This window comes from Pseudomonas sp. Eth.TT006 (assembly GCF_054456575.1).
Window position 1 is genome coordinate 217,057 of record NZ_JBTJEN010000002.1, and the last position, 15,333, is coordinate 232,389.

Sequence of the window (15,333 nt, forward strand, 5' to 3'; positions counted from 1 at the left end):
AATTCTCTAAGTTGCATGGCAATGGCGGCGATCTATAGGTGATCGCCTACCGATATTCAGTCGCCAAGGTTATCGCTAACCGGGCCTTGTGCGCACCAACCGCAGGCAAAGGGTTGGCCTATTTTTTCAATACGTTGCGCCGGATCGAGGACCCAGGCGCGGGATTGCCATGGCGGCTGATGACGCAAGTGCTGAGTGTGGCCGCAGGACAGTTCGACCACCCAGTGACCGTCCGCGTCTTGATGGAAGCCTTCGAGCGTCGAACCCCGTTTGTCCGGGTTGTGGTCGCTTTCGAGCGATTGCTTCGCTAAACTTGGCCCTTCTATATTCTTCTGCAAAAGGTCTCGCCCCATGCTGATCGCCGCCAATAAGGCTGTCTCCATCGACTATACCCTGACCAACGACGCTGGTGAGGTCATCGACAGCTCCGCTGGCGGCGCGCCGCTGGTTTACCTGCAAGGCGCCGGCAACATCATCCCGGGCCTGGAAAAAGCCCTGGAAGGCAAAGCCATCGGTGACGAGCTGGAAGTGTCCGTTGAGCCGGAAGACGCTTACGGCGAATACTCCGCCGAACTGGTCAGCACCCTGAGCCGCAGCATGTTCGAAGGCGTTGACGAGCTGGAAGTCGGCATGCAGTTCCACGCTTCGGCGCCGGACGGCCAGATGCAGATCGTGACCATCCGTGATCTGGACGGCGACGACGTTACCGTCGACGGCAACCACCCACTGGCCGGTCAGCGCCTGAACTTCAAAGTGAAGGTTGTCGATATCCGTGATGCCAGCCAGGAAGAAGTCGCTCATGGTCACGTCCATGGCGAAGGTGGCCATCACCACTGATTTTCTGCGCTAAGCTTTCGAGTACTGGAGAGGCGCCCGAGGGCGCCTTTTTAGTCTGCGGCTGTGCCTGATACGCTTGCCGAGTGGCCGGTTTCGAGTAGAACACGGGAATCCTGGAGTACGTCATGAGTGCTTTTCACGACCTTAAGTTGACAGCCCTGGATGGTCAGGAGCTACCGCTGGCGCCTTTCAAGGGCCAAGTCGTGCTGGTGGTCAACGTCGCCTCCAAATGCGGCTTGACCCCACAGTACGCGGCGCTGGAAAACCTTTATCAGCAATTCAAGGACAAAGGTTTCAGCGTGCTGGGTCTGCCGTGCAATCAGTTTGCCGGTCAGGAACCGGGTAGCGAAAAGGAAATTCAGGACTTCTGCAGCCTCAACTACGGAGTGACATTCCCGTTGTCGAGCAAGCTCGAAGTCAACGGCCACGACCGTCATCAGCTCTACCGTCTGCTGGCGGGCGAGGGCGCGGAGTTCCCCGGTGACATCACCTGGAATTTCGAGAAGTTCCTGCTTGGCAAGGACGGCCGGGTGCTGGCGCGGTTCTCGCCGCGCACGGCGCCGGATGATCCGGCCATCGTCCACGCAATTGAAAAAGCGCTGGGCTGACACAGCAAAAGCAAAAGATCGCAGCCTTCGGCAGCTCCTGCATGGATTGGTGTAGGAGCTGCCGCAGGCTGCGATCTTTTGCTTTGTGCCTTTTGATCCTTGATCACCCAAATCAATAGTGCTGTGCAAGGCTGACCACTCTGCATATTATCGCCGTCATAAAGCCATTCCCTGCGGAGCCTTTCAATGTCGGTCCAAGCCTTGTTCAAACCGTTCCACCTCGGTGCCCTCGAACTGCCGACCCGCGTGGTCATGGCGCCGATGACCCGCTCGTTTTCCCCGGGCGGGGTGCCGAACTCCAAGGTCATTGAGTACTATCGTCGTCGCGCTGCTGCAGGCGTCGGCCTGATCATCACCGAAGGCACCACCGTCGGCCACGTTGCTTCCAATGGTTACCCGAACGTGCCGCAGTTTTTTGGTGAAGCGCCATTGGCCGGCTGGAAAAAAGTCGTCGACGCCGTGCATGCCGAAGGCGGCAAAATCGTTCCGCAACTGTGGCACGTCGGCAGCGTGCGCCGCATCGGCACCGAGCCGGACGCCAGCGTGCCGGGTTACGGCCCGTCGGAAAAACTCAAGGACGGTCAGGTCGTGGTCCACGGCATGAGCAAACAGGACATTCTGGAGGTGATCGCCGCGTTCGCCCAAGCGGCCAGGGATGCGCAAAGCATCGGCATGGACGGCGTGGAAATCCACGGCGCTCACGGTTACCTGATCGACCAGTTCTTCTGGGAGGGCAGCAACCAGCGCACCGACGAATACGGCGGCAGCCTGGGCAACCGTTCGCGTTTTGCCATCGAGCTGATTCAAGCGGTGCGTGCGGCGGTGGGTGAGGGTTTCCCGATCATTTTCCGTTTCTCGCAATGGAAACAGCAGGACTACACCGCGCGTCTGGTGCAGACCCCGGAGGCCCTGGGAGAATTCCTCAAGCCGCTGTCCGACGCCGGTGTGGACATCTTTCACTGCTCGACGCGGCGTTTCTGGGAGCCTGAGTTCGACGGTTCCGAGCTGAACCTGGCCGGCTGGACCCGCAAGCTGACCGGCAAACCGACCATTACCGTCGGCAGCGTCGGCCTGGATGGCGAGTTCCTGCAGTTCATGGTCAACACCGACAAGGTCGCGCAGCCGGCGAGCCTGGAAAAACTGCTGGAGCGTTTGAACAATGACGAGTTCGATCTGGTGGCGGTGGGCCGTGCGCTGCTGGTGGATCCGGACTGGGCACTGAAAGTCCGTGAAGGCCGCGAGCAGGACATTCTGCCGTTCAGCCGAGAAGCGTTGATGACGCTGGTTTAAGCGGCGCCCTTACTGGCCCCATCGCGAGCAGGCTCACTCCTACATTGGAATGCGTTCCAAATGTAGGAGTGAGCCTGCTCGCGATAGTGGTTTCAAAGTCGGCAAAAAATCAGGGCAATGTCTGCCCATTCGGCACCACCTGCTCCCCGACACACGCCCCGCGCAAATGCTTTTCAAACTGCTCGATGATCGCCGCCCAGCCTTGGCGACTGGCATGCTGGCGCGCATTCAGGCGCACGCAACGCAGCGTCTCGGCCTCTTCCAGCAACCACGACGCCGCGTCGCAGAACGCCTGTTCATCACCGGGCATCGCCAGCACGCCGTTATAACCATGGCGAATGTGCTGCGCCGCCGCAGCCTGATCGTAAGCTACAACCCCCAGACCTGAAGCCAGCGCTTCGAGCACCACATTGCCGAACGTTTCGGTCAGGCTCGGGAACAGAAAAATATCCCCCGAGGCATAGTGCGCCGCCAATGCTTCGCCGCGTTGCGATCCACAGAAAATCGCCTCTGGCAGTTGCTTTTCCAGCGCCAGCCGTTGCGGCCCGTCGCCGACCACGATCAGCTTCAGCTTGCGCTGTGGATAAGTGCTGCCGAGTTTGTCGAAGCAGCGTTTGAGCAGGCCCAGATTCTTCTCCGGGGCCAGTCGTCCTACGTGAATCACCGCGATGTCCTGCTCGTTCAGGCCCCATTGCTCACGCAGACCGTTCAACCGCTTGGCCGGGTGAAACAACTGGCTGTCCACCCCGCGGGAGAGCAGGGCAAGACGGTCGAAATGGCGGCGTTCCAGTTCCAGGCGCTGACTGACACTCGGCACAAGGGTCATCGCCGAACGGTTGTGGAACCAGCGCAGATAATGGGTCAGCAAGCGGGTCAGCAAGCCCAGCCCGTATTGGTTGGTGTATTGCTGGAAATTGGTGTGAAAACCGCTGACTACGGAAATCCCCAGTCGTCGCGCGGCGCGCAAAGCCGACAGACCGAGCGGGCCTTCGGTGGCGATGTACAACACGTCCGGACGATGGCGCTTCCAGCGGCGCAACAGTTTGTGCATCGACGACTGCCCCCATTGCAATCCGGGATATCCGGGCAGCGGCCAGCCCCGACACAGCAGCAGCGCGTCATCCTCGCTGCGCTGCGGATCGCTCGCCTGGCGCGGGCGCACCAGCTCCACCTGATGCCCGCGCGCGCGCAATCCATCGCACAAGCGGCCAAGGGTATTGGCCACCCCGTTGATTTCCGGCGGGAAGGTTTCGCTGATCAGGGTGATATGTAGAGCTGTCGTCATGACCTCAGTGTCGGCTGAGGCCATGTCGTGGTTGTGACGGTCGGATGATGGATTTGTGACCGCCTCAGCGCTGCGTGACGAGGTTCTCCGCACCGCGCTCACGCACCCAGAACAACGTCGCGCCGGCTACGGCCGCCGGCATCATCAGGATGTTGACCACCGGAATCAGCAGCACCAGATAGACGATCCCGCCGAAACTCATGCTCTGCCAGCGTTTCTGCCGCAGCCAGGCGAGCATCTCGTTCCAGCCCAGTTTGTGGTTGTCCGCCGGATAGTCGATGTACTGGATCGCCATCATCCACACGCCGAATAGCAGCCACAGCGGCGCGGCGACGATGTTCACCACCGGGATGAACGACAGGATAAACAGGCCGAGCGCGCGCGGCAGGAAGTAGCCGAGCTTGCGCATTTCCCGGGCGAGGGTGCGAGGGATCATCGCGATCAGTTCACCCCAGCTGAAGGCCGGGAAATCATCGGTGCCGCGTACCACCACTTCGACCTTTTCCGCGAGAAAGCCATTAAACGGCGCGGCGATGACGTTGGCGAGCAGGGTGAAGGTGAAAAACACCATCAGCGCCACCAGCACCACGAACAGTGGCCAGAGGATGTAGCTGAGAAAACTCAGCCAGTCGGGCAGCGACGGCATCAGGCTGTCGACCCACAGGCTGAACTGATGGCCGGCCAGATAGATCAATCCGACGAACAGCACCAGGTTGATCGCCAGCGGCAACAACACAAACAAGCGCAAGCCAGGGCTGAGAACCAGTTTGAGGCCTTCGCGCAGGTATTGCGGGCCGGACAGAACAGGGGCGGGCATAAGGTGCTCCGAGCAAGGGAAAACGCGCCGACCTTACCGACTTTGCACTACGTGGGAAAGCGCGGCAGAGTGATCGACATTCACTGTAACAAAGACGTCCATCGGGTCAGTGTCTGCGCATAGAGACCACCTATGAGCTGGATTGTTAAACCGTATTTCCTTAATCTTGCCCCCCTCGATACGCTGCACCCAACTTTTTACAGGACTGTCGAGTTCAGGCCTTCCCCAAGGTTATCCACAGTCCTTTTTTATTCCCGCCGGCAGTCCGGCGTTCCGCGCCAGTGTTTCGGCCCGGTCAACAGGAGCAGGTCATGTCTGAAGCCCGTCATTCGCGAGTGATTATTCTCGGTTCCGGCCCTGCCGGTTACAGCGCCGCGGTCTACGCCGCCCGTGCCAACCTCAAGCCGCTGCTGATCACCGGCATGCAGGCCGGCGGTCAACTGACCACCACCACCGAAGTCGACAACTGGCCGGGCGACGTGCACGGTCTGACCGGCCCGGCACTGATGGAGCGCATGCGCGAGCACGCCGAGCGTTTTGAAACCGAGATCGTTTTCGATCACATCAACGCCGTCGACTTCGCCTCCAAGCCATACACCCTGACCGGCGACAGCGCGATCTACACCTGCGACGCCCTGATCATCGCCACCGGTGCCAGCGCGCGTTACCTGGGCCTGCCGTCGGAAGAAGCGTTCATGGGCAAAGGCGTATCGGCCTGCGCGACCTGCGACGGTTTCTTCTACCGCAACAAGCCAGTGGCGGTAGTGGGTGGCGGCAACACCGCGGTTGAAGAGGCGCTGTACCTGGCCAACATCGCCAGCACCGTGACCCTGATCCACCGTCGCGAAACCTTCCGCGCCGAGAAGATCCTGATCGACAAGCTCAACGCCCGTGTGGCCGAAGGCAAGATCATCCTCAAGTTGAACGCCAACCTCGATGAAGTGCTGGGCGACAACATGGGTGTGACCGGTGCGCGCCTGAAGAACAACGACGGCAGCTTCGACGAAATCAAGGTCGACGGCGTGTTCATCGCTATCGGCCACACCCCGAACACTTCGCTGTTCGAAGGCCAGTTGACCCTGAAAGACGGCTACCTGGTGGTACAGGGCGGCCGTGAAGGCAATGCGACTGCCACCAGCGTCGAAGGTATCTTCGCTGCCGGTGACGTGGCTGACCACGTGTACCGCCAGGCCATCACCTCGGCCGGCGCCGGTTGCATGGCGGCACTGGACACCGAGCGTTACCTGGACGGTCTGCAGAACGCTTCGTTCTAAATCGCAGGCATAAAAAAACCGGCTTCGGCCGGTTTTTTTATGTCCATGATTTCTGGCGCAACGCAATTTTATTGTAGGAGTGAGCCTGCTCGCGATAGCGATTTATCAGTCAACTCATGTATTGGATGCAAGACCGCTATCGCGAGCAGGCTCACTCCTACAGTGGAAATCAGCGACGGGTCAGAGGCTGCGCGGTGAACTTCACGCCGGCCAGCCCGTGCTTGATCAACGCGCGGATATTGCCGTGGTCACTGCCTTCAGGCGTCGCCAGTACCGAACGATAATGCTCGCCGAACGCCAGCAGCGCTTCTTCATCGCTCAAGCCTTCCAGGAGAGCCAGGCCCAACGTCTTGCACGAACCTTCGTTCTGCCCGGCCGCGTTTTCCACACCACCGTTGCTGAACGCTTGCGGCTGGTAATCGTAGCCGGCGGCGATGAAGGCGAGGGTGTCGGCAAAAACATGTTCGCCACTCTTGAGGCTGGCGCGCAGGGTGTTCAAATCACTCATTGGGTTTTCCTTTGGCGAACGCCGCCTGTTGTTCGGCGCTGGCTTCTTGCTGGTATTGGGCTTTCCACTCCGCGTAAGGCATGCCGTACACCACTTCACGGGCGTCATCGAGGCTGACCTCGATCTGGCGCTCGTCGGCGGCGGCCTTGTACCACTTGGACAGGCAGTTGCGGCAGAACCCGGCAAGGTTCATCAGGTCGATGTTCTGCACGTCCTTGCGGCTGTCCAGATGGGCGACCAGCCGGCGGAAGGCGGCGGCTTCGAGTTCGAGGCGTTGTTGCTCGTTCATGGGAGTCTCTGCGAGACAGCTTCAAGCGACGAGCTTCAAGCTGCAAGATGGGTGGCTGTGGGGCGAAGTTTACAGCTTGCCGCTTGAAGCTTGAAGCTAGCGACTCGCTGCAAGCGTGATCGACACCGATTCGGCAAAGCGCAGCGCATGCGGTTTGTCGACTTCGACTTCGGCGTACAGCACGGCGGTGTTGCTCATCACCAGATCCAGCAGTTCCTGGGTCAGGCGTTCGAGCAATGCGAAACGGTTGCCCTCGACGTGGGCGATGATCGCCTTGGTGATGGTGCGGTAGTTCAGCGCATGATCGATGTCGTTGTCGCGCACCGCTTCCTGCGCGGCGTACAGGATGGTCAGATTGATCAGCACATCCTGCTTGTTGAGGATCTCGTCCTCGTTGATGCCGATAAAGGTGCGCAGGCGCAGATCCTTGACCCGGATGCGCGCCATTCCCGGTTGAAGTTGTGACATTTACTTGCTCCGTCCAATCAATTGCAGGAACTCCTGACGGGTATTGCTCGAGTCGCGGAAGGCGCCGAGCATGACCGAGGTGTTCATGGTCGAATTCTGTTTCTCGACACCGCGCATCATCATGCACATGTGCCGGGCTTCGATCACCACCGCGACGCCGGCAGCGTTGGTGACCTGTTGCACCGCATCGGCGATCTGCCGGGTGAGGTTTTCCTGAATCTGCAGGCGCCGGGCGAACATGTCCACCAGCCGCGCGATCTTCGACAGCCCGAGCACCTTGCCCGTTGGAATATAAGCCACATGGGCCTTGCCGATGAAGGGCAGCAAGTGATGTTCGCACAACGAGTACAGTTCGATGTCGGCGACGATAATCATCTCGTCGCTGTCGGAGGCGAACAGCGCGCCGTTGACGATCTCGTCGACACTCTGTCCGTAGCCGTGACACAGGTATTGCATGGCTTTGGCCGCGCGCAGCGGGGTGTCGAGCAAGCCTTCGCGGTCGGGATCTTCACCGAGGCCGATGAGGATCTCGCGGTAATGCTCGGGCAGGGTACGGCTCATGGAAGATCCTCGCGCAGCAGCTTATTTGACGTGCCTTCCGCCGTTGACGGTCAGGGTCGTGCCGGTGACATAGGGGTTGTCGAACAGATAGCGCAGGCTTTGGTAGATCACTTCGCTGCCGGGCTCGATGCCCAGCGCGGATTTGGCCAGGGCCTTGGCACGGTACGCCGCGTCGTCGTCGGGATTGAACAATAGCAGGGCCGGCGCGATGCCGTTGACTTTGATCGCTGGCGCATAACGCGCGGCGAACGACAGGGTCAGGCTGTCGAGCCCGGCCTTGCTGGCGCAATAGCCGATGTGCTTGCTGCTGCCCTTGCGGGTGACGTCGTCGCTGATATGGATGATGTCCGCTGGCGTCGAGCGCTTGAGCAGGTCGGCGCAGTGCAGGTTGATCAGGTACGGCGCAAGCATGTGCACGTTGATCATTCGCACGAAGGCGCCGGCGTCGTTGTCCGCAGTTTCCTCCAGCCATTCGGAGGCGTTATGGATAATGGCACGCAGACAGTCGGTGTGAGCTTTCAGTTCTTCGATGAAGGCGAGAATGCCGGTTTCGCTGGAAAAGTCCGCGAATATCCCCAGCGCTCCCAAGTCACGCAGGGCTTGCACGCCCGGGCGTTCGCTGCGGTAAGTGAAGATGACCCGATGGCCGTCTTCGAGCAGGCGCCGCGCGCAATGCAGGCCGACCCGCTGGCCGGCACCGGTGATGAGGATCGGGGCGGAAGAAGTGCTCATGAACGGATCGCGTCGCGGTTGGAGCAAAAACTATAACAGCGACGCGAGTTGTACACCTATTGGCGGTTTTGCGCAGTCCGGTGGGAGCGGGCTTGCTCGCGAAAGCGGTACATCAGTCGACATCCATGTTGCCGTCACTGCGCATTCGCGAGCAAGCCCGCTCCCACAGGGGATCAGTGGTTTTGTGTAGACGGCGTGGCGGGCAAAGGACGCGACGGCGCGCCGTTCAACCAGTTCGCCAGCAACCGTGTCGACAGCGGAATAAAGAAGTACACCATCAGTGGCGTCAGGCACGCTGTGCTGATCAGTATCCGCGGCAGCAGACTCATCTCGCCCAGCAACGGCCCGAGGACAAAGTTGAACAACAGTGACACCGGGAAAAACGCCAGCCAGATCGCCACGGCCTGTTTCCAGCGCGGGGGCCGTTGTCCGGCGGCGCCGAACCAGCCTTCGATACCGCTGACCCGATGCTCCTTGGGGTGTTCGAACAGATCGCTGCCACGCGCCAGCCAGGCCGTGCGCGAAGCCGAGAATTCCCAGGCGTGCAAGGTCTGCTCGTCGCCGAAGCGGAAGATGATCTGGAATTCGTTATCGCCGGGCGGCGGTGCGAGCACGCCAGAGCCGAGGTAACCTGGAAAGTCAGTGGCCAGTTGTTCGCCTTCGCGCAACCAGGCCATCATGTCCTGAAAGCGACCTGCAGCAACACGACGTGCGACCATCAGGGTGACGGGGGAAGTAGACATTATGTATCTCCGTATTCCGAGTGCGGCACTCCGGGTAGGAGATTCGCCAGACGCGGAGCCATGGGTAGAGGCTCGCGTTTTTCAACAAGCAAGGATTATTCCTGATTTTGATGACCGTATCAGTGACTTTCGTCGCATGTCATGCTTGAACCGATAGAGGGCAACGGATGTAGAATGGGATCCAAATTCCTCCAGCGGACTTATCTGCCCAATGCCTGTCATCACGGACGTTAATCCTGCTTCGCAGGCATCTGTTGCCCTGGAGCGCGAAGATCTGTTCCCCATTCGCGAGGTGTCGCGACTGACCGGGGTCAATCCGGTCACGCTACGTGCATGGGAGCGTCGCTACGGCTTGATCGAGCCGGTACGCACCGAAAGTGGACATCGGTTGTATTCGATGACCGATATCGAGCGCGTGCGCAGTATTGTCGAGTGGATTGACCGCGGCGTGGCGGTCAGCAAGATCGGCAAGATCCTTGCCCGTACCGAACCTCTGAAGACGTTGGCGCACATCATTTCCGACGATCTGGTGACGGCCGATTATCAACAGTGGCAAGACCAGGTGCAGCGTGCGGTCAGTGCTTTCGACGACATTGAGCTGGATCGGGTCTACTCGCAGATCTTTGCGTCGTACCCGCTTGCGGTAGTGTTTCAGGACATTCTGTTGCCGCTGTGGCGACGCCTGCTGCAACACCGCGAAGCTTTCGGGCAAACCAGTGAGTGGCTGTTTCTCGATGGCTTCCTGCGCACCCGTGTGCTGGGGCGGATCATGATGTTACGCAAGCCCCAGGCACGCAAAATCGTGGTCAGTGCCCTGGCCGGGCAGTGCCGTGAACTGGAGCTGCTGGTGGCTGCGTTGTTTCTCAGTGGCGGCGAAAGCTACGTGCGTGTGTTTACGACCGGTCAGCCGTTCGACGAGCTGACCCTGGTCTGCGAAAAAATCAAACCCCAGGCGCTGGTGCTGTTTTCCAATCATGCACCGACGCCGGAACTGCCGCGCCGGCTGAATCGACTGGCACTGAGCCTCGATTGTCAGGTGTTGCTGGCCGGGGATGCTGCGGATCTGGCGCAAGACGCCTTGGCCGGCTCGTCAATCGGCTGTCTGGGCAACGAAGGCGCAACCATGCAGCAGCGCATGGCGCAATTTCTGGCGGGCAAACTCGATACCTGAGAACTCAGGCGTGCAGGGCGGGATGGGTCAGGCGATGTTGTTGCAGGATGAACTGGCGCAGGCGTTCGGTTTCATCGGGATCGGTCTGGCTTAGTTCATAGGCGTAGAAACCATGCTCGGTTTCGCGCTCGAAATGACCGCGCAGGGCAATCCGCTCATAACCTGAAGGGCTGAACCACAAGGCGAAATGCTTGGGCGGCTTGGTCTTGTTGCGCATTTCCAGCAGCACGCCTTTGTGCGACACCTCGTGCACCCACATCGTGCCCGGCTGACCCTTGGCATTTTCCAATGCTACCGGCTCCTCGAGTGTCAGGCGCCACGGGCGAATCATCGGCCCGTCTTCGAAGATGCTTGGCACACCCAGTCGCAGGTGCAGCGCGTGGAATTCATCTTCCACCAGATGCAGTGGAAAAGTCATTTGCTGATTTTCGAAGTTGGCCTGGATCGTCACTTGTTCATGAGCGGCCAGGCGCGTGAGCAGGTCACGGATCTGCGAACCACCATTGACCAGCAGGCTCGACGTCGCATCCCGCACATTGAGCTGCGGGTTGTGCTGCATGGTCTGGATAAAATCCAGTTCGTCCTGGGTCAGAAGGGCGTCGCGTTGCATGGCCTGGCTCGAAAGAAATAGTTACAAAGTCATTGGTGATTGTAGTTACTGACCGTTAGTTCGCCGAATTGTTTGCGCCGTTCGTCGCTTTCAGGGCGGCGAGTTCGGCTTCCAGCGCGGCGACTTGCGCTTCCAGTTGGGCGACGCGCTGCTGCGCCTTGACCTGAACCGTGACGTCTTTCTGCACGCCGACGAAATAAGTCTGGCCATCGTCGACGTTTTTCACGGTCGACAGCGACAGCTCGTTCCAGAATGGTGTGCCGTCCTTGCGATAGTTGCGCAGGATTTCCCGGCACGACCCGCTATTGCGCAAGGTCTCCCGAATCAGATCGAGGCTGGCCTGATCGCGATCCCCCGACTGCAGAAAACGGCAGTCCTGATAGAGAATTTCTTCGCTGGTGTAACCGGTCAGGCGTTCGAAGGCCGGATTCACGTAAATCAGGATGGTGTCCTGTTCACCTTCTTTCTCCGCGACCACGATGCCGTCATTCGACGCGTTGATTACCATCTGCAGCAGACTGGCGTTGATCATCCATGAATCCCCTCAGCGTTGATGTTGGCTGGCATTCTAGAAGTTCCCACGCCGCTGTCTACTGGCCATTACCGCTGACTGCGCGTGGATCGCGGCATTTGCGTCGGGCTGCTACTATCCCGGCTCATTTTTTTCAGCATCAGGATCAGATTGATGAAAGTCGCCATCCTCTCCGGCTCGGTTTACGGCACGGCCGAAGAAGTCGCCCGTCATGCGCAGAATCTGCTGAAAGCCGCTGGCTTTGAAACCTTCTACAACGCGCGCGCCAGCCTGGCGGATATTCAGGCATTCGGCCCCGAAGCTTTGCTTGCAGTGACCTCGACCACCGGCATGGGCGAATTGCCGGACAACCTGCAGCCGTTGTACTCAAGCATTCGTGATCAACTGCCAATGGCCTGGCGCGGCCTGCCGGGGGCGGTGATCGGATTGGGCGATGCCAGTTATGGCGATACTTTCTGCGGCGGCGGCGAGCTGATGCGTGAATTGTTCGCTGAGCTCGGCGTGCGCGAAGTACAGGAAATGCTGCGGCTGGATGCCAGCGAAAGCGTGACCCCGGAAACCGACGCCGAGCCTTGGCTGGCGCAACTGATCGCCACACTCAAGGGCTGACCGGGAAGCGCACTGTGTTCTCGCGTTTTTATTGGCATCGCTGCAGTGACATGGATCCAGGTTGTTTGCAAGGCTGACCCGGTCAGTCATCAAGCTGGCTGGCAATGCAACTACGCGATGGGCTGCATCTGACTAGACTGCTGTCATGTGCAGAACAATAAGAACGCAGAGGTGCATACAGTGAGCGTAGCCCCGGTCCAATCGTCTCTTAATGTCAAAGATCAGGTCAGTGCCGCGGAGTGGCAGACCCGGGTCGATCTCGCCGCGTGTTATCGACTGGTAGCGCTGCATGGCTGGGACGACCTGATCTTCACCCACATTTCCGCCAAGGTGCCTGGCACCGAAGATTTTCTGATCAACCCGTTCGGGTTGATGTTCCATGAGATCACCGCGTCGAGCCTGGTCAAGGTCGATCAGGCCGGCAACAAGCTCATGGACAGCCCTTACGAGATCAATCCCGCTGGTTACACCATCCACAGCGCCGTGCATGAAGTGCGCCACGATGTGGTCTGTGTACTGCACACTCACACGGCATCCGGTGTTGCGGTGTCGGCGCAAAAACAGGGTGTGCTGCCGATCAGTCAACAGTCGCTGTTCGTCCTGTCGAGCCTGGCCTATCACGCCTATGAAGGCGTGGCGCTGAACCACGAAGAGAAGGCCCGGCTGCAGGCCGATCTGGGCGGTAACAATTTCCTGATGCTGCACAACCACGGGTTACTCACCTGTGGCGGCACTATCGCCGATACCTTTCTAATGATGTTCACCTTCCAGCGCGCCTGTGACATTCAGGTCATGGCGCAAACCGGCGGTGCCGAACTGATCGCCATCGAACCGCAGATTCTGGCGGGGGCGAAGGCCATGATCGCCGGCGTGACCAAAAGCGCTCAAGGCATGGGCGGCGCGCTAGCCTGGCCGGCATTGCTGCGCAAACTCGATAAACAAGACCCCGGGTATAAACTCTAATGCCACTCGCCGAGATTCCTCTGTGCGTGTGGCGCAAACGCAGCCGCACGTTTGTCTTTCGTGGCCAGTCGATCCGCTACTGGACGGCGGGGCAGGGTGAGCCGCTGCTGCTGATCCATGGTTTTCCGACGGCCAGTTGGGACTGGCATTACCTGTGGCAGCCACTGGCCCAGCGATATCGGGTGATTGCCTGCGACATGCTCGGTTTCGGCGATTCGGCCAAACCGTCGAATCACGGCTACAGCCTGCTGGAGCAGGCTGACCTGCAACAGGCATTGCTGGCGCACCTTCAGGTCGAGCAGCCGATCCATGTGCTGGCTCACGATTACGGCGACAGCGTCGCTCAGGAGCTGCTGGCCCGGCATTACGAAAACCGCATCGAGGTTGCCAGTTGCGTATTCCTCAACGGTGGTCTGTTCCCGGAAACCCATCGCCCGGTGTTGATGCAGAAACTGCTGCTCAGTCCGCTGGGCTGGATGATTGGCCGGGCGTTCAGCCGTGACGCGCTGGTAAAAAGTTTCCGGCAAATTTTCGGCCCACAGACCGGCCCTTCCGAAAGCGAGCTGGATGATTTCTGGAGCCTGATCGAGACCCATCGCGGTCCGCGCATCATGCACAAGCTGATCAGTTACATCCCCGAGCGCCGAGTGCAGCGCGACCGCTGGGTGGCGGCCATGCAACGCGATGAAATTGCGCTGCGCGTGATCGACGGCGAAGTCGATCCGATCTCCGGTGCACACATGGTCGAGCGTTATCGTCAGTTGATTCCCGGTGCCGACGCCGTGCTGCTGACGGGCATCGGCCACTATCCGCAGATCGAAGCGCCGGTGCAGGTGCTCGAGCATTATCTGGTGTTTCGCGATCGCTTGGCGTTACCGTCACGCAAAGTAGCGTGCTCCTGAAAGATCAGAAGATCGCAGCCTGCGGCAGCTCCTGCACCAACCTTCTGTAGGAGCTGCCGCAGGCTGCGATCCTTTGATTTTGCTGTTCATCATCCCCCAGCCTTATCGCTCACCATTCAGCCCCGGCCCTGTTCGTTGTGAGCACAAGCCCCGTGCCTGACACTCGGGATTAATGTCCCTCAGGCCTGCTGGAGTTCCTGCGATGAATGAGTCCGTACGTTTCGAAGATAAAGTCGTGATCGTCACCGGAGCCGGTGGTGGCCTGGGCCGGGCGCACGCATTGTTGTTCGCTCGGCACGGCGCCAGAGTGCTGGTCAACGACCTCGGCGGCTCGACCCAGGGCGAGGGCGCCAATGCCTCTGCTGCTGACCGGGTAGTGGCAGAGATTCGCGAGGCCGGCGGCATTGCCGAGGCCAACCACGACTCGGTCACCGACGGCGACAAACTGGTACAGAATGCGCTGGATGCTTTCGGCCGTGTCGACGTGGTGGTGAACAACGCCGGGATTCTGCGCGACAAGACCTTCCACAAGATGGACGATGCCGACTGGGATCTGGTTTATCGCGTCCACGTCGAAGGCGCCTACAAAGTCACCCGCGCTGCGTGGCCGCACCTGCGCGAGCAAAACTACGGGCGGGTGATCTTCACGGCGTCGACATCGGGCATCTACGGCAACTTCGGCCAGTCCAACTACGGTATGGCGAAACTCGGCCTCTACGGCCTGACTCGGACCCTCGCCATCGAAGGGCGCAAGAACAACATTCTGGTCAACGCCATCGCCCCTACCGGAGGCACGCGCATGACCGAAGGCCTGATCCCGCCGCAAGTGTTCGACCAGCTCAAACCGGAACTGGTCAGCCCGCTGGTGGTGTATCTGGCCAGCGAGCAGTGCCAGGAAACCTCCGGCCTGTTTGAAGTCGGCGGCGGCTGGATGGGCAAGGTGCGCTGGGAGCGTAGCCTCGGCGCCGGCTTCGATCCGCGCAGCGGATTTTCCCCGGAAGACGTGGCGGCGCACTGGCAGCATATCTGCGACTTCGAAGGCGCCGCGCATCCGAAGGACAACATCGAGGCGTTGAAGGAAATGATGGCGAATTTGCAGAAGTATGCGCTGTGACAGGAGAGAGTTGAGCAGGC

Annotated in this window: 20 protein-coding genes; 9 read left to right on the forward strand and 11 right to left on the reverse strand. The window is 59.9% G+C overall.

What is annotated here, in order from left to right:
- Positions 1-56: 56 nt before the first annotated feature.
- On the reverse strand, positions 57-383 hold the full coding sequence (locus ACXR0M_RS04145) for a DUF3565 domain-containing protein (RefSeq protein WP_458830174.1): 327 nt from the start codon (positions 381-383) through the stop codon (positions 57-59).
- Here ACXR0M_RS04145 and ACXR0M_RS04150 point away from each other — a divergent pair.
- The 3 genes from ACXR0M_RS04150 (at position 352) to ACXR0M_RS04160 (ending at position 2,735) form a co-directional block, all read left to right on the forward strand.
- A complete protein-coding gene (locus ACXR0M_RS04150; protein WP_458830176.1) occupies positions 352-837 on the forward strand; it encodes an FKBP-type peptidyl-prolyl cis-trans isomerase in 486 nt (161 codons plus the stop codon). The two genes, ACXR0M_RS04145 and ACXR0M_RS04150, sit on opposite strands and share 32 nt — an antisense overlap.
- A gap of 125 nt (positions 838-962) precedes the next feature.
- Positions 963-1,445, forward strand: coding sequence for a glutathione peroxidase (locus tag ACXR0M_RS04155; protein WP_458830178.1), 483 nt, complete (start codon positions 963-965; stop codon positions 1,443-1,445).
- Between the two features lie 186 nt (positions 1,446-1,631).
- Positions 1,632-2,735 carry an NADH:flavin oxidoreductase gene (locus ACXR0M_RS04160; RefSeq protein WP_458830179.1) on the forward strand — a complete coding sequence of 368 codons (1,104 nt, stop codon included), beginning with the start codon at positions 1,632-1,634 and terminating at the stop codon, positions 2,733-2,735.
- Positions 2,736-2,844: 109 nt separating this feature from the next.
- On the opposite strand, the gene ACXR0M_RS04165 is transcribed toward ACXR0M_RS04160, so the two are convergent.
- Together ACXR0M_RS04165 and cysZ are read right to left on the reverse strand one after the other, a co-directional pair.
- A complete protein-coding gene (locus ACXR0M_RS04165) occupies positions 2,845-4,044 on the reverse strand; it encodes a glycosyltransferase family 4 protein (RefSeq protein WP_458830181.1) in 1,200 nt (399 codons plus the stop codon).
- 40 nt (positions 4,045-4,084) lie between these two features.
- Entirely contained in the window at positions 4,085-4,837 is a 753-nt protein-coding gene (gene cysZ / locus ACXR0M_RS04170; protein WP_458830183.1) for a sulfate transporter CysZ, read from the reverse strand.
- Between the two features lie 311 nt (positions 4,838-5,148).
- Here cysZ and trxB point away from each other — a divergent pair, with 311 nt between their 5' ends.
- Positions 5,149-6,111 carry a thioredoxin-disulfide reductase gene (trxB, locus tag ACXR0M_RS04175; protein ID WP_458830185.1) on the forward strand — a complete coding sequence of 321 codons (963 nt, stop codon included), beginning with the start codon at positions 5,149-5,151 and terminating at the stop codon, positions 6,109-6,111.
- A 169-nt stretch (positions 6,112-6,280) separates the two neighbouring features.
- Here trxB and ACXR0M_RS04180 read toward each other — a convergent pair whose 3' ends face one another.
- From ACXR0M_RS04180 to ACXR0M_RS04205, 6 genes are all read right to left on the reverse strand, one after another.
- A complete protein-coding gene (locus ACXR0M_RS04180; protein ID WP_458830187.1) occupies positions 6,281-6,619 on the reverse strand; it encodes a HopJ type III effector protein in 339 nt (112 codons plus the stop codon).
- Positions 6,612-6,908, reverse strand: a complete 297-nt coding sequence (locus ACXR0M_RS04185) for a DUF1244 domain-containing protein (RefSeq protein ID WP_458830189.1) — start codon at positions 6,906-6,908, stop codon at positions 6,612-6,614. The genes ACXR0M_RS04180 and ACXR0M_RS04185 overlap by 8 nt, the downstream gene beginning before the upstream one ends.
- Before the next feature lie 96 nt (positions 6,909-7,004).
- Complete coding sequence (gene folX / locus ACXR0M_RS04190) at positions 7,005-7,376, reverse strand: dihydroneopterin triphosphate 2'-epimerase (RefSeq protein WP_047597813.1); 372 nt, start codon at positions 7,374-7,376, stop codon at positions 7,005-7,007.
- Positions 7,377-7,937 (reverse strand): GTP cyclohydrolase I FolE, encoded by a 561-nt coding sequence (gene folE, locus ACXR0M_RS04195; RefSeq protein ID WP_458830192.1) that lies wholly within the window; start codon positions 7,935-7,937, stop codon positions 7,377-7,379.
- Between the two features lie 21 nt (positions 7,938-7,958).
- The gene (gene folM / locus ACXR0M_RS04200) at positions 7,959-8,669 is read right to left on the reverse strand and encodes a dihydromonapterin reductase (RefSeq protein WP_458830194.1); all 711 of its coding nucleotides are present in this window, start codon (positions 8,667-8,669) and stop codon (positions 7,959-7,961) included.
- A 173-nt stretch (positions 8,670-8,842) separates the two neighbouring features.
- Positions 8,843-9,412 carry an antibiotic biosynthesis monooxygenase gene (locus ACXR0M_RS04205; RefSeq protein ID WP_458830195.1) on the reverse strand — a complete coding sequence of 190 codons (570 nt, stop codon included), beginning with the start codon at positions 9,410-9,412 and terminating at the stop codon, positions 8,843-8,845.
- 211 nt (positions 9,413-9,623) lie between these two features.
- Between ACXR0M_RS04205 and ACXR0M_RS04210 the strand changes: the two genes are divergently transcribed.
- The gene (locus ACXR0M_RS04210; protein ID WP_458830197.1) at positions 9,624-10,583 is read left to right on the forward strand and encodes a MerR family transcriptional regulator; all 960 of its coding nucleotides are present in this window, start codon (positions 9,624-9,626) and stop codon (positions 10,581-10,583) included.
- Positions 10,584-10,587: 4 nt separating this feature from the next.
- Here the strand turns inward: ACXR0M_RS04210 and ACXR0M_RS04215 are convergent, their stop codons facing one another.
- Together ACXR0M_RS04215 and ACXR0M_RS04220 are read right to left on the reverse strand one after the other, a co-directional pair.
- A complete protein-coding gene (locus ACXR0M_RS04215; protein WP_458830199.1) occupies positions 10,588-11,193 on the reverse strand; it encodes a hypothetical protein in 606 nt (201 codons plus the stop codon).
- Positions 11,194-11,248: 55 nt separating this feature from the next.
- On the reverse strand, positions 11,249-11,725 hold the full coding sequence (locus ACXR0M_RS04220) for a PAS domain-containing protein (protein ID WP_458830201.1): 477 nt from the start codon (positions 11,723-11,725) through the stop codon (positions 11,249-11,251).
- A gap of 153 nt (positions 11,726-11,878) precedes the next feature.
- Here ACXR0M_RS04220 and ACXR0M_RS04225 point away from each other — a divergent pair, with 153 nt between their 5' ends.
- The 4 genes from ACXR0M_RS04225 to ACXR0M_RS04240 all read left to right on the forward strand — a co-directional run bounded on the left by ACXR0M_RS04225 (position 11,879) and on the right by ACXR0M_RS04240 (position 15,313).
- Entirely contained in the window at positions 11,879-12,334 is a 456-nt protein-coding gene (locus ACXR0M_RS04225) for a flavodoxin (RefSeq protein ID WP_458830203.1), read from the forward strand.
- Between the two features lie 180 nt (positions 12,335-12,514).
- Positions 12,515-13,297 (forward strand): class II aldolase/adducin family protein, encoded by a 783-nt coding sequence (locus ACXR0M_RS04230; protein WP_458830205.1) that lies wholly within the window; start codon positions 12,515-12,517, stop codon positions 13,295-13,297.
- Positions 13,297-14,199, forward strand: coding sequence for an alpha/beta fold hydrolase (locus ACXR0M_RS04235; protein WP_458830207.1), 903 nt, complete (start codon positions 13,297-13,299; stop codon positions 14,197-14,199). The genes ACXR0M_RS04230 and ACXR0M_RS04235 overlap by 1 nt, the downstream gene beginning before the upstream one ends.
- A 202-nt stretch (positions 14,200-14,401) precedes the next feature.
- Positions 14,402-15,313 (forward strand): SDR family oxidoreductase, encoded by a 912-nt coding sequence (locus ACXR0M_RS04240; RefSeq protein WP_458830209.1) that lies wholly within the window; start codon positions 14,402-14,404, stop codon positions 15,311-15,313.
- Positions 15,314-15,333 lie beyond the last annotated feature (20 nt).